The following is a 14,358-nucleotide window of genomic DNA, read 5'->3' on the forward strand; positions in this document are numbered from 1 at the left end:
TTCCCTCAGTACAAAACTTTGTAGATCTTACCAATTAAAATTTCATTGCTCTTTATTCTTATATCAGTTCAACTTCAACTTCAACTTCGATTTCAGTTTCGATTTCGATTTCGATTTCACTTTCACTTTCCCCCTCATTCAAGTGTTACAATTAAATCGTCCTTCATCACCATAGTTCCAGGCTTAAGGGTGATAGACTTCACTTTTCCATCTTTATTTGCTGTGATTGTAGATTCCATTTTCATAGCTTCAATAATAAAGAGGTGATCGTTTTTCTTTACTTTTTGTCCCTTTTTTACCAATACCTTATATAAGCTTCCTTGTAAAGGTGCTCCGTACTGATTTGGATCTTGAGTGTCGGCTTTTACATGAACTTCTTTTTCTACCTTAATAGATTTATCTCTAATTTGAATAAATCTGTTTTCCCCATTTACCGAAAAGAAAACTATACGTACTCCATCTTCATTAGGTATTCCTACCGAAAGCAATTTAACGATTATAGACTTCCCTGGCTCTAATTCAATAATAGCCTCTTCGCGAAGTTTCATTCCGTAGAAGAAATTTTCAGTAGCAAGAATAGCAACATTGCCATATTGCTTATACTTTTCGTGTGCGTCTTCAAAAACACGTGGATATAAACTATAGGAAAGGAAATCTTCAAACTCAATTTGTCTTGTAAAGCCTTGTTGAAATTTCTTACGGAAAATCTTGAATTCTGCATCAAAATCTATTGGCTCTAAATGTGCGTTTGGTCTGTCGGTATAAGCCACGTTGTTTTTCAAAATTATCTTCTGAAGTTCTTTTGGGAAACCTCCAATTGGCTGTCCAAGATCCCCTTTAAAGAAGTTTATTACAGATTCTGGGAAGGAAATGTCTTCGCCTCGCTGCATAACATCTTCTGGAGTAAGGTTGTTTGTAACCATAAAAATAGCCATATCTCCAACTACTTTGGAGCTTGGCGTTACTTTTACTAAATTTCCAAACATACCATTTACCTGCTCGTACATCTTTTTCACTTCATCAAAACGATCGCCTAAGCCAAGTGCTTCCGACTGCGGACGTAAATTTGAATACTGTCCTCCTGGAATTTCGTGTTGGTAAACCTCCGCTGTTCCTGCTTTTAAACCAGATTCGAAAGGGTAATACATTTCGCGAACATCTTCCCAATAATTAGAAAACTCGTTTAGTTTGGTGATATCAAATTTGTTTTCTCGCGGTTGATTGCGCATCATCTCAACAATAGCGTTGAAGTTTGGCTGAGAGGTAAGCCCCGAAAGTCCGCCTAAAGCCACATCTACAACATCAACTCCCGCTTCAATGGCTTTTAGGTAGGTAGCAGATTGTATTGATGAAGTATCGTGAGTGTGCAGGTGCAACGGAATTTTAACCGTATCTTTCAAAACAGCCACCAGTTCTGCAGCGGCATAAGGTTTTAAAAGACCAGCCATGTCTTTAATCGCAATCATATGCGCCCCGGCATTTTCTAAGTCTTTTGCAAGTTGCGTATAATATTTTAGGGTGTATTTGGTTTCATTTGGGTTAAGAATATCACCTGTATAGCTAATAGCAGCTTGGGCAATCCCACCAGTTTTGTTTCGAACATAGTTAATACTTGGCTCCATTGCTTTCACCCAGTTTAATGAGTCGAAAATTCTAAAAATATCAATTCCGTTTTCCCAAGAGGTTTCAATAAATTTTTCAATTAAATTATCAGGATATGCCTTGTAACCAACTCCATTAGAGCCTCGAAGTAGCATTTGGAAAAGTATGTTTGGCATCAATTTACGAAGTTCGCGTAATCTCGTCCAAGGGCTTTCATGTAAAAATCTAAGGCAAACATCAAAGGTTGCACCTCCCCACATCTCAATACTAAATGTATTTGAGTGATTTTTTGCAAAACTTTCAGCTACTTTCAGCATGTCATAACTACGCATCCTAGTAGCGAGTAATGATTGATGCGCGTCGCGAATTGTTGTATCTGTATATTGAATCTTTTTTTCTTCTTTTAGCCAAGCACAGAATTTTTCGGGTCCCATTTCCGTGAGCATATCTTTTGTGCCTTTTGGGAATTCTTGGCTTCTATCAAATTTTGGAACTTTAGGTGTTCTAAAAACCTTGTTTTTATCGATGGTCTTTACATCTGGGTTTCCGTTTACAATTACTTCTCCCAAATAATTTACAATTTTAGAAGTACGATCTTGTGGAAGTTTTATTTCGAATAGAGAAGGGGTGTTGGCAATAAAATTCACCGTAGCTCTACCTTCTTTAAAAGTATCGTTGTGTATTACATTTTGAAGAAAATGAATATTAGTTTTTACACCGCGTATTCTAAATTCTCTAAGTGCGCGTGACATTTTACGCACTGCACCGTCCAATGTTCGTCCGTGGGCAGAAACCTTTACAAGCATAGAGTCGAAAAAAGGACTTACGCTATAAGATTGATAGATACTACCAGCATCTAGACGGATTCCCATTCCGCCAGCACTGCGATAGGTAGTGATAGTTCCGTAATCGGGGGTGAAATTATTTTCGGGATCTTCGGTTGTAATACGGCACTGCATAGCAAAGCCATATGTTGCAAGTGAATCTTGCCCGTAAATTTTAATCTGTTTATCACTTAATTTATAGCCTCCCGCAATAAAAATTTGAGTTTTTATAAGGTCTATTCCTGTTACCATTTCGGTAACTGTGTGCTCTACTTGAATTCGTGGATTCACTTCAATAAAGAAAACGTTGTCATCTTTATCAACCAAAAATTCAACGGTACCTACGTTATTGTAATTTACTTCCTCTGCAATTTTAATTGCGTATTTATAAAGTGCATCCTTTACGTTCTGGGAAACATTAAAAGAGGGAGCAACTTCAACAACTTTTTGGTGACGTCTTTGTACAGAGCAATCTCGCTCGTATAAATGGCGAATATTTCCGTGGTTATCGGCTACTATTTGAACTTCTAAATGCTTAGGGTCTTCAACGTATTTCTCGAGAAACATAGTATCGTCGCCAAAAGCATTAAGCGATTCGCTTTTTGCAGAATCGAAATTGTTTTTTAAATCGTCTTCAGTGCGAATGATTCTCATTCCACGTCCACCACCACCAGAGGCAGCTTTCAACATAATAGGATAACCTACTTTTTTTGCTTCGGAAATGGCAATTTTCAAAGAAGATAATTCGTTTTCATTACTTTTAATAATAGGTACCCCGCATTTTTCTGCAATTTTTTTGGCAGTAATTTTATCTCCTAAGGCGTCCATAGCTTTTGGATCTGGACCTATGAAGATAATTCCATTTTTGGCACAGTTTCGAGCAAATTCAGAGTTTTCAGATAAAAATCCATATCCGGGGTGAATGGCATCTACATTCTTAGACTTTGCAAGTTCAATAATTGCATTTCCGTCTAAGTAGGGTTTTAAAGGCTGGTCGTTTTCACCTATTTGATAAGATTCATCCGCCTTATAGCGATGTTGTGAATAGCGGTCTTCAAAAGTATAGATAGAAACTGTTTGCAAATTAATTTCTGAACAGGCTCTCAATACTCGAATGGCTATTTCACCACGGTTAGCCACCAAAACTTTCTTTATCTTCATGGATTGTATTTTATAAGGATATATGTAAGGCTATAAAGATAAACAAGGCTATGCTTTAATATGAAAATAAAACAAAAGAATTATCAAAAATTCAAAGCCTTAAATAGGATGAATTAGTGTTAAAATGAGCTAGAAATACTGTGTTTTGTTCTAAGGCTGAGGACGCTGCTGTCTTTTTCTTCTTATGATATATGGATTTACATTTTTGTAATTACGAATTACAAAGGCTAATGCGCTTTCCAATACCTGCCCCATATTAATTGCTTTTTTAAAGTTCACATCACCTGTGAGTTCAAAAAGATCCATTTTTAACTCTTCAATCTTTTCGGGAGGTGAAATAGTATCTTCTTTCATGCAATTTATTAAAGCTTTCAACCTTTTTTTCTCATTTGTAGCTCGTTTTGCCAGCAATGATCTTTCTTCACTAATATACTGGTCTATTGACGTTTGTTGAAGAAGTTCCATTGTCATTTCAACCAATTTATTATTTTCTTTTAGGAATTGAGGTTTGTAGACCTTTGCATTTCCTTCATAAGATTGTTGGTCAAAATCTATGGCGCGAATTCTATATTGAATACGGTCAAAATCGTGAGTAAGTACCATTACATAGTTGTATGATCGCATATCTCCAAGAAGACGTATAAAGCAGCGTTCGTTGAATTTTACAAATTCTTTGGCTATCTCTAGTTTGTCTCTTTTAGAACATTCATCCAAATGGTTGTTTATAAATTCGTCACCAGGAATTCCTGAAATATGCTCTTCTATTAAAGTGTTTTTTCTCACCAAAAAGTTAATGTGGTTAGGTGAAAGTAAATCCTCAAGTTCTAAGCCGTATATTCGGGAAGCATCTGCTTTTTTAATGTAGATATAGAGGTAATTATCGTTAAGAATATTACGAACTTTTATACGAAATGGTTTTGAATTTCCAAAGGTGCAGTAATCTACACTATCAATATTTAAGAAAGGTAAAATAGTTTCATTACCATCAGAATGTAAAATGGAGTATACTTTTTTTAAGCTCTCATTTATTTCTTCTGTTTCAAATTCAGAATAGTAAACTCGCACCCAAAGCGTGTCTTTTCCATTTTTATCATATACAGAAACAGACCCCTGAAATCGCAATAAATCGTCGTAGTAAATAGGAATTTTAATGGTTCTCCCGTGACGGGTTAAATACTTTAAAAACCTATCAGTAATAGGGTAAGTGGGTTTCTTCTTTGAAATGAGTTTATTTTGACTTGGCATAATTGCGGTAAATATTCTTTAAATATAAGGGTTTTCATAATTATGGATTATTTCTTCATCTTCATCTTCATCTTCATCTTCACCTTCATCTTCAATTCATCTTCATCTTCACCTTCATCTTCAATTCATCTTCATCTTCATCTTCATCTTCATCTTCTAATTTCTATTCCCTTAAACCATCCCTTTAATATCATTCCCCCAAGTAGGGTAAGCAAAAATCATTGCTTTAATATTTTCAATGGTGAGTTTCCCACAAATAGCCAACACAAACAAATTAATCATTTCACCAGCGCCAGCAGCAATTATGTGGGCGCCAAGGACGATGTTTCTATCCTTATCTACAATAGTTTTATAGGCGTAAACTTTGTCGTTTAGACGTTTTGCATTAAACCATTTAGGAACGCTTTTGTATTCTACTACATAGTTATAGCCTTTTTCTTTTGCTTCGTCTTCAGTCATTCCAATAGTGGCAACCTGAGGAATTGTAAAAACCACAGAAGGCACAGGCGGGAAATCCATTTTAGTCTTATTCCTATTTCTAATATTTAAAGAAACAACTCGAGCTTCCTGAGAAGATGTTGGGGTTAACGGCAGTGACCCACTTGCCGAAACATCACCGCAAGCATAAACAGATTTATTAGTTGTGTTTTGAAGAAATTCATTTACTGAAACTCCTCCCTTTTCAAATGCTACATTTCCTTTTTCTAAATCTAATTCGTCTATAGAAGGAACGCGACCGGCGGTGTTAAAGACCATTCTTGTATCGACCGATTCAGCTTTACTATTTACCTCAAATGAAACTCTATAGTTTTTCTGAAGCTTCTCTACTTCAGTAACCTTTGCATTAAAAATAAATTTAATTCCAATTTCTTCTGAAGCTTTTGTGAGGTGTTCAACAATATCGGCTTCAAAAGGACCTAAAGGTCTATCTGAAAATTCAATTACGGTAACTTTTACTCCACAGCGAGCAGCAATGTGCGCAAATTCCATCCCGATATATCCCGCGCCTACAAAAACCATGTTTTCTGGTAATTCCTCTAGCTCAAAAAAATCGTCACTAATTTTTAAATAATCTCTTCCGGGAATTTTTAGTTCCATTGGTTTTTGTCCTGTTGCGATAACTATTTTTTTAGCCTTTACAGTTTTCCCTTCTACCGATAGTGTGTTTTCATCTAAAAATTTTGGCGATTGATGATACATTGAAATTCCTGCTTTTTTTAACTCTTTTTCAGTCACAGCAGGAACAGCATCAGTAAATTTCGATTTAAATTTTTGTATATCTCTCCAATCAATTTTAGGAATAGATGTAATGCCCTTACCCTTCAAGTTTTCTGAAAGTTGTATGGCTTCGGTAAATCCAACTAAAACTTTTTTAGGGTCGCATCCTCTTTGAGAGCAAGTTCCGCCAAATTCACGGTTGTCGGCGATTGCAACTTTCATTCCTTCGGCAGCACAATCGTATGCTACAGTTTTACCCGCCGTGCCAGTTCCTATTACAAAAACATCGTATTCTTTAAACGCCATTACTTAAATTTTTAAACACCTAAGGATTTAAACCTATTGGATGTAGTTTCAGTTAATTCTAAAAATACAGATTCATTTCAGGGATGTATGTTATTAAAATGATAAAGTTGAAATTAAAACCTGTCAGCTTTTGAAAACCTGATAGGTTTGGATTAAATTTGCCGTTCAATGAGCAAAACATTCGCTACTTCACTGTATTCTCAGTCTTTGCAAACGCAAAAACTAGGAGAAGCTATATCCCAAAAGCAACGAGCAATTTCAGTATCAGGCCTTGTTGGTTCTTCCATTTCGATGGTTTTGGCCCAAGCCTTTAAAAATACCGATTTGCCTTTTCTTTTTATTTTGAATGATAAAGAGGAAGCCGCTTATCACCTTAACGATTTGGAAAACCTTTTGGGTGATAAAAATGTACTTTTTTATCCTGGAAGTTATCGCCGGCCATATCAAATAGAAGAAACGGATAACGCTAATGTTTTATTGAGAAGTGAGGTTTTAAACCGAATTAATTCTCGAAAAAAACCGGCATTTATCGTCACTTATCCCGAGGCACTTTTTGAAAAAGTTGTTACTCGAAAGGAATTAGAACAAAACACCCTAAAAATAGCGGTAAACGATCAGCTTTCAATTGATTTTGTAAACGAAGTCTTGTTTGAATATCGTTTTAAACGCACTGATTTTGTTACAGAACCAGGTGAGTTTTCGGTTCGCGGAGGAATTCTAGATGTGTTCAGTTTTAGTAATGATGAACCATATCGAATTGAGTTTTTTGGTGATGATGTAGATAGTATTCGAACCTTCGATGTGGAAACACAGCTTTCATTAGAACAAATAAAAAAAGTTTCAATAATTCCAAATATTGAAAACAAGATAATCGATGAAAACCGAGAGTCTTTTCTAAAATATATCGCTTCTAAAACAGTGGTTTTTCTAAAAAACGAAGAACTTTTTAGCAGTGCAATAGATAATCTTTTCAAAAAAGCAACCGAAGCTTTTAACGCAATCGATTCTGAAATAAAACGAGCAAAGCCTTCAGAGTTATTTTGCGATTCTACATTGCTGAAAGGGCAACTTACAGAGTTTACAACTGTTACATTAAATGTAAAGGGAAGAAGGAATTTAAAAGAAGATGCTAATCGACTAGAAAAAGTGTCTTCGGTAATATTTTCAACCAAGCCACAGCCTTCATTTAATAAGCAATTCAATTTGCTAATTGAAAATTTAAATGAAAACACAGATAACGGTTATAAAAACTACATTTTTTGCAGTAGCGAACAGCAGGCAAAACGTTTTCACGACATTTTTGAGGATGCCGAACAAAATGTAAATCAATTTGAAACAGTTGTTTTTCCTTTGTTTCAAGGTTTTATTGATGATGATCTGAAAATAGTTTGCTACACCGACCATCAAATTTTTGAACGTTATCATAAGTTTCAACTTAAGAATGGCTACGCCAAGAAACAAGCGATAACGTTAAAGGAAATAAACAACCTTGAAGTGGGGGATTATGTTACTCATATCGATCACGGGATAGGGAAATTTGGAGGTTTACAGAAGATTGAAGTAGAAGGAAAAATGCAGGAAGCCATCAAGCTTTTTTACGGCGAACGCGATATTCTATACCTGAGTATTCATAGTCTTCACAAAATTTCAAAATACAACGGGAAAGATGGTAAAGAGCCCAAAATTTATAAATTGGGTAGCGATGCTTGGAAAAAGCTAAAGCAAAAAACCAAAACCCGAGTTAAGGAAATTGCTTTTAATTTAATCGAGCTTTACGCAAAAAGACGCACCCTTAAAGGGTTTGCATATGATCCTGATAGTTACTTACAGGCAGAGTTGGAATCTTCATTTATTTATGAAGATACTCCAGATCAGAGTTCTGCTACCGAGGACGTTAAAAAAGATATGGAAAACGAACGCCCGATGGACCGATTGGTTTGTGGTGATGTTGGTTTTGGAAAAACAGAAGTAGCTATTCGAGCTGCATTTAAAGCGGTTGATAACGGAAAACAAGTTGCTGTTTTAGTGCCTACAACTATTTTGGCTTTTCAACATTTTAAGACTTTTTCTGAAAGACTTTCCGAAATGCCAGTGAAAGTCGATTACCTAAATAGATTTAGAACTGCGAAAGAAAGGAAAGCAGTTTTGGAAGGATTAAAAGATGGCCGCTTAGATATCGTAATTGGGACACACCAGTTAGTAAATAAATCGGTCGAATTTAAAGATTTGGGACTGCTAATTATAGATGAAGAGCAGAAATTCGGAGTTGCAGTAAAAGATAAACTAAAAACTATAAAGGAAAATGTAGATACATTGACATTAACTGCTACGCCAATTCCACGTACGTTACAGTTTAGTTTAATGGCTGCACGTGATCTTTCGGTAATTACTACTCCACCGCCAAACCGTTATCCAGTAGAGACGCACGTTATTCGTTTTAGTGAGGAGAATATTCGCGATGCTGTTCAATATGAAATTTCGCGTGGCGGACAAGTTTTCTTTGTTCACAACAGAATAGAAAACATTAAAGAAGTTGCTGGAATGATCCAAAGGTTGGTGCCTGATGCTAAAATAGGTATTGGTCACGGGCAAATGGATGGTAAGAAACTAGAAGACCTAATGCTTCGATTTATGAATAATGAATTTGATGTATTGGTTTCTACCACAATTATAGAAAGTGGATTGGATGTGCCTAACGCGAACACTATATTCATTAACAACGCTAATAATTTTGGTCTTTCAGATCTACACCAAATGCGTGGGCGAGTGGGTAGAAGTAATAAAAAGGCATTCTGTTACTTTATTACTCCAGACTATTCTGCGATGACTGACGATGCACGAAAACGAATCACTGCATTAGAGCAATTTTCAGAATTGGGAAGCGGAATAAACATCGCGATGAAGGATTTAGAAATTCGCGGTGCGGGTGATTTACTAGGAGGTGAGCAAAGTGGATTTATTAATGAAATTGGTTTTGATACGTATCAAAAGATTCTATCTGAAGCCATTGAAGAACTAAAAGAAAAAGAATTTAAAGATCTCTACGAAGATTCTTCAGCTCCGTTGAGTAATAAGAAATTTGTAAAGGAAATTACAATCGATTCGGATTTTGAATTGCTTTTCCCTGATGATTATGTAAATAATATTACCGAACGACTAAATCTTTACACCAAGTTAAACGAGCTCAAAGACGAGAATGAGCTTCAAAAATTTGAAAAGGAGTTGCTTGATCGTTTTGGAGAGTTGCCAATACAGGCTGAAGACTTGTTAAACAGCGTGAGGTTGAAATGGCTAGCTATTTCTATGGGCTTAGAGCGATTGGTTATTAAAAACAATAAAATGGTTGGGTATTTTATTGCAAACCAACAAAGTGCTTTTTATCAAAGTCCAACTTTTACAAAAGTGCTTCAGTACGTTCAGAGCCATCCTCGAAAAGTGACTATGAAAGAGAAACAAACTCGCAACGGCTTGCGATTGCTTTTAACTTTTGAAAATATTACTTCTGTTAATAAAGCACTTCAGGCAATGGAGTTATTTAAAGATTAGTATTTCAAACCTAACAGGTTTTTAAAACCAGTTAGGTTTGAAATTAAATTGAGGTTTAATCAAACAGTGGAGAGGATAAATATCGATCTCCACGGTCGCAAATTATCGCTACCACAACTCCGCTGTCTATAGTTTCAATTAGTTTTAAGGCAGCTGCAACACTTCCGCCGCTACTCATTCCGGCAAAAACGCCTTCTTCTTCGGCTAAGCGTTTCGTCATTTTTGTAGCTTCTTCTTCACTAACTTCAATAACTTGATCAACTTTTTTTGGATTAAATATTTTTGGTAGATAAGCTTCTGGCCACTTTCTAATTCCAGGAATTTTAGCTCCATCGGTAGGTTGTGCACCTATAATTTGAATGTCTTTATTCTTTTCTTTTAGAAATGTAGAAACTCCCATAATTGTACCTGTTGTTCCCATTGCCGAAACAAAATGCGTTATATTACCGTCGGTATCATTCCAAATCTCTGGACCGGTGGTTTTATAATGGGCTTTCCAATTATCGTCATTTGCAAATTGATTGAAAGAATAATAACCTTCCTCTGCTACCTTTCTTTCTGCATAATCTCTTGCGCCTTCAATTCCAATATCGGCTGAGGTTAATGTAACTTTTGCTCCATAGGCACGCATAGTTTGAACTCGCTCTTTGGTAGAATTTTCAGGCATAACTAGTTCAATACTCAACTTAAATATCCCCGCAATCATCGCTAAAGCAATTCCTGTATTACCACTAGTAGCTTCAATTAGTTTCGAGTTTTTATCAATTTCACCTCTATCTAATGCCGACCTAATCATATTGTAAGCTGCACGATCTTTTACGCTACCACCAGGATTTTGTCCTTCTAATTTTAAAAGCAGAGTAATGTTTGGATTGTTTACCAAACGGGTTGCTTTTATCAGTGGAGTGTTTCCTATAAAATCTATGATGTTTTTATACATTTTCTGCTGTTTTAACTCTTACTTGACTTATATTTGATACTAGTGAATTTGGTGCAATAGACTTGGTGACCCAAGCATTACCTCCAATTATACTGTTGGCTCCAATTACAGTTTCACCACCCAAAATTGTTGCGTTAGCATAGATTACTACGTTATCTTCAACTGTAGGATGACGTTTTATGTTGCGTAAGTCTCTTGCTACCGATAGCGCTCCCAAAGTTACGCCTTGGTAAATTTTTACATTATTTTTAATTATCGTTGTTTCTCCAATTACGGTCCCAGTAGCGTGATCTAGATAAAACGACTCACCAATTTGAGCCCCAGGGTTGATATCTGCTCCTGTAATATGATGCGCATATTCGCTCATTAATCTTGGAATTAATGGCATTCTCAATTTATAAAACTCGTGGCTTAACCTGTGTATTACAATGGCGTAAAATCCAGGGTACGACAAATAAATTTCCTCAATAGAATTGGCCGCAGGATCATTTTTTAAAAATGCTTCAGCATCTTTGTTTAATTTCTTTAAAATTTCAGGAAGCTTTTCAACATAGTTTCTCCACATTTTTCTACAAGGCTTTTCAGGCTTCCAACAGGCAATGTCAGACAATTCCTCAAACATTGCTTCCAAGATTTGTAGGTTTTTAGAAACCGATGTTTCTGAATCGAAGAGTGTTAAGAATAAAAGATCTGTAAATACTTCTGTGCGAACTTTTAATCGATACTTTAAATTCGGGTTTTCCTTTTGCTTTTCTATCGCTTGAATTATATCGTCGTTCATATTGTATTTTTAATGTTGAAATTAAAAAGTGAGTTTAATCTTCTAAAGTTACAGAAATAATAAAAAGTAATCCCCACCTACTAACTTGCAAAGATTATTTTTCCAATCAAAAGATTGATAGCTTTGTAAATTAATTAACTATCATGATCAAAAAAATATTACTTCTAGTTCTTTTAAGTCCATTCTTTCTTTATTGTCAAGATTCTATGACAGGAGAATTTTCTCCAAAGGAAGACTTTGATTTTGCTATTTTATACCGCTTAACGCCAACAGGTAAAATTTATGCACAAGACACCAAAATTGGAAATGATGGAAAGTTGAAATTGAATTTCGATTCACTTTCAAAAGGAAGTTACCGATTGGTTTATAATTTACCAGAAGAAAACAACTATTTTGATTTTATATATGATGGAAATGAAGAGGTGTCATTTACTTTTTCTGAAACCACTGGTGTAGTATTCACAGATTCTCAAAATAAAATCCTTAATGAGTATTTGAAAGAAATAGATGCTATTGAAAATGCATTGAATTCGGAATTGACTTCTGAAAGTCCAAATACCACAGACGTTAAAACGCTTCTTAGAAAACAAATAGATATTCAAAATAGGGCTGAGAATGAATCAAAAAATTCTTTTGCTTCATTATTCGTCAAGGCTAATAAGCCCTATATCCCAAATGATTTTAAAAATAGAAGCTTATACTACGGAGAGAAGAAAACAAATTTCTTTAGCAATTTTGACTTTGAGGATATGCAACTACAAAGCTCCTCTTTTCCTTTAAAAATTATTGAAAAATATTACGAAGAATTCACTTTAGTTCAAGGTTCTACATTTTATCGCTCTCTTATAAATGACATATATTTCGAAATTAAAAACAGCGATTCTGAATTTCAAAAAACAGTGTTAGCGGGGTTTTGGCAATCTTTAGTTGATAAAAACAAAAACAACGCAGCCAATTATTTAGCCGACAATTATTTGACAGACCTTGCCACCTCACATGATGATACTGTTCTAATTAAAAAATTAGACTTATTTAAAAACCTTTCCGTTGGAGCTAAAGTCCCAAACTTTAGTTGGGAGGATGAAAACGATAACGAAAACACACTTTATTCCACAGACGTGGCTGAATATTATGTCCTGGCTTTCTGGAGCTCAGACTGCCCTCATTGTATGGAACAAATGCCTATTTTGAATGAAAAGATGAATACTATAAATAGTAATAAAATTAAAGTAATAGCTGTTGGATTAGAAATGGAGGATGAACCTTGGAAGCAAACGACAGAGCAGCTCAGTAATTTTATCCACGTATTGAGAAAGGATGAGGACCGCGCAGCTATTACTTTAGATTATAATGTGACAGGAACTCCTACTTATTTCGTTTTGGATAAGGATAAAAAGATTATCGGAAAGCCTCAAGGTCAAAATACTTTATTTGGTATCATTGATACTTTAGAAGCCTACAAGAAACAGTAAGGTAATGTATGAGTTTCATGGTTTTTACAACTTGAAAGTAGGCAAGTTTTCTAGGCATTAAAAATGATAGAAAGCATTTTCGAAGTGCTCTAAACTTTCGGTTTTTTGATTTTTTAATATGGCAATAATATCAAAACGAACTTCAACATCGAGTTCATTTGAAATTATATATTCGTTTGCAGCTTTCACCAAGTTTTTAATCTTTCCCGGAGTAACAAAACTCTGAGGGTCGCCAAAAAAGTCGCTATTTCTAGTTTTAACCTCAACAATTACAACGGTATCTTCTTCTTTTTGGGCGATAATGTCAATTTCAGCTTTGTCAAAAAAGAAATTACGACGTAGAATTTTGTAGCCGTTTTTTATTAAGTATTGAGCGGCTATTTCTTCCCCTATTTTTCCGAGTTCATTGTGATTGGCCATAATACGCTAAAATTACTGAAAAATTAAAATTCAAGTTTCAACTTTTAAAATTTCATTTAGCAATTTAAAAGATGATTTTTTTAACCTCAGCTATTTGTTTTTATTCTGCAAATTAGCCCACAACTATTCTCTGCCTACAAACAATGTTATTATATCTGATTTATTTGCGGAATTCCTAACTAATAATTTGAGTTTCACGCTTTTTCCTTCATCCTCATATGTACCCCAAGGTATACTCGCTCCCCAAAATCCCTCTGGATTTATTTTTTCGCGAATCGGAGTCCAATCTTGAATCAATCTATTGTTTTGATCAACCCTAAACATCTTTACTTCTACTGTACGTCCTGCTGGACCTTCGCCGTAAAGTTTTACTTCGGGCATATGTCCTTCAGTGTTTCCCGATACACTCTCTCCTAAAACATAAAAGTTGGAATTTGGATATTGTTGTGAGATATGAGGAAAGATAATAGCAAACTCTTTACTTGGTGGTCCTTTTTTAGTTGGAGGAATCTGTTCTCCGGTAATAGGATCGATGCGGCCGTGTATCACTCGTTGCCGTTTTGGAACTATTTTTCTGTTATCAGGATTAACCACCATAATTTGATTAGTATCTGCTAATTTTTTATTAGAAGGAGTGGTAGTTTTCTGGTTTGTAGCATCTTTTGTTTTCGTTCTCTTGGTTATTTGTGAATATAGTGGTGTAGCCAAAAGTAAACATAATAGCGTAGCTAGAAATAATAATTTAGTTTTCATAACTGTTTTCTATATTGGTTAGTAATGTATGGATCAAACACTTAAAAAAATATTTTCATAGCATATAAAACACTATGGATTTTTAAGTTG

Annotated in this window: 9 protein-coding genes; 2 read left to right on the plus strand and 7 right to left on the minus strand. The window is 35.1% G+C overall.

What is annotated here, in order from left to right; translation table 11 throughout:
- Positions 1-134: 134 nt before the first annotated feature.
- From H4O20_RS11580 to H4O20_RS11590, 3 genes are all read right to left on the minus strand, one after another.
- The gene (locus tag H4O20_RS11580) at positions 135-3,587 is read right to left on the minus strand and encodes a pyruvate carboxylase (protein ID WP_185099336.1); all 3,453 of its coding nucleotides are present in this window, start codon (positions 3,585-3,587) and stop codon (positions 135-137) included.
- Positions 3,588-3,737: 150 nt separating this feature from the next.
- Positions 3,738-4,832, minus strand: a complete 1,095-nt coding sequence (locus H4O20_RS11585; protein WP_139854297.1) for a hypothetical protein — start codon at positions 4,830-4,832, stop codon at positions 3,738-3,740.
- A gap of 171 nt (positions 4,833-5,003) precedes the next feature.
- Positions 5,004-6,356 carry an NAD(P)/FAD-dependent oxidoreductase gene (locus H4O20_RS11590; RefSeq protein ID WP_185099337.1) on the minus strand — a complete coding sequence of 451 codons (1,353 nt, stop codon included), beginning with the start codon at positions 6,354-6,356 and terminating at the stop codon, positions 5,004-5,006.
- A 168-nt stretch (positions 6,357-6,524) separates the two neighbouring features.
- Here H4O20_RS11590 and mfd point away from each other — a divergent pair, with 168 nt between their 5' ends.
- A complete protein-coding gene (gene mfd, locus H4O20_RS11595) occupies positions 6,525-9,902 on the plus strand; it encodes a transcription-repair coupling factor (RefSeq protein WP_185099338.1) in 3,378 nt (1,125 codons plus the stop codon).
- Between the two features lie 55 nt (positions 9,903-9,957).
- Here mfd and cysM read toward each other — a convergent pair whose 3' ends face one another.
- Positions 9,958-10,842 carry a cysteine synthase CysM gene (gene cysM, locus H4O20_RS11600; RefSeq protein WP_185099339.1) on the minus strand — a complete coding sequence of 295 codons (885 nt, stop codon included), beginning with the start codon at positions 10,840-10,842 and terminating at the stop codon, positions 9,958-9,960.
- Positions 10,835-11,623 (minus strand): serine O-acetyltransferase EpsC, encoded by a 789-nt coding sequence (gene epsC, locus H4O20_RS11605; protein ID WP_139854302.1) that lies wholly within the window; start codon positions 11,621-11,623, stop codon positions 10,835-10,837. Before epsC ends, cysM begins: the two co-directional genes overlap by 8 nt.
- A gap of 143 nt (positions 11,624-11,766) precedes the next feature.
- Here epsC and H4O20_RS11610 point away from each other — a divergent pair, with 143 nt between their 5' ends.
- On the plus strand, positions 11,767-13,095 hold the full coding sequence (locus tag H4O20_RS11610; RefSeq protein ID WP_139854305.1) for a TlpA disulfide reductase family protein: 1,329 nt from the start codon (positions 11,767-11,769) through the stop codon (positions 13,093-13,095).
- 57 nt (positions 13,096-13,152) lie between these two features.
- On the opposite strand, the gene H4O20_RS11615 is transcribed toward H4O20_RS11610, so the two are convergent.
- Positions 13,153-13,515: a YraN family protein gene (locus H4O20_RS11615; RefSeq protein WP_139854307.1), complete on the minus strand. Its 363-nt coding sequence runs from the start codon at positions 13,513-13,515 to the stop codon at positions 13,153-13,155.
- 123 nt (positions 13,516-13,638) lie between these two features.
- Complete coding sequence (locus H4O20_RS11620; RefSeq protein WP_139854309.1) at positions 13,639-14,268, minus strand: hypothetical protein; 630 nt, start codon at positions 14,266-14,268, stop codon at positions 13,639-13,641.
- Positions 14,269-14,358: the final 90 nt, after the last annotated feature.

The sequence above is a fragment of the Aequorivita sp. 609 genome (assembly GCF_014212065.1).
In the GTDB taxonomy this organism is placed as follows: domain Bacteria; phylum Bacteroidota; class Bacteroidia; order Flavobacteriales; family Flavobacteriaceae; genus Aequorivita; species Aequorivita sinensis.